Here is a 390-nt window from a genome sequence, read left to right on the forward strand (position 1 = left end):
GCGTCATTCCGTGGCCGCATGGACAGAGCTGAAGCCGGTGTCCAAAGTGATGCCCGTTACTTCAAGTGATGGGGACTACTTTGGACACACGGAATGCGCGATCATCGAACCGCAAGGGCCGACCGAATTACACACCAGAGTACCGACGGCAAGTTGCCGTCGCGGCGTGCGAGCCGGGTATTTCGGTGGCCAAGCTCGCGCAGGCGCACGGACTGAATCCGAATACGGTGTTCAAGTGGCGCCGGCAACTGCGGGCGGGCCTGTTTGAAGGGATGGCGCACAGCACAACGGTGTTGCTGCCCGTAGCGCTACCTGATGCACCGACCAGCGAGACCGCAGAACCGGCGTCGCTCGCTCTACAGCCTGTCGAGCCACATCGCAAGAGCGTAC

The 390-nt window shown here is 61.8% G+C and carries 1 protein-coding gene; it reads left to right on the forward strand.

What is annotated here, in order from left to right:
- Positions 1–68: 68 nt before the first annotated feature.
- A partial coding sequence (locus AB4Y34_RS42060; RefSeq protein WP_368719333.1) for a transposase occupies positions 69–390 on the forward strand: 322 nt, incomplete at its 3' end.

Origin of the sequence: Paraburkholderia sp. BR10954, from assembly GCF_040965775.1 — a bacterium.
GTDB classification, from domain to species: domain Bacteria; phylum Pseudomonadota; class Gammaproteobacteria; order Burkholderiales; family Burkholderiaceae; genus Paraburkholderia; species Paraburkholderia youngii.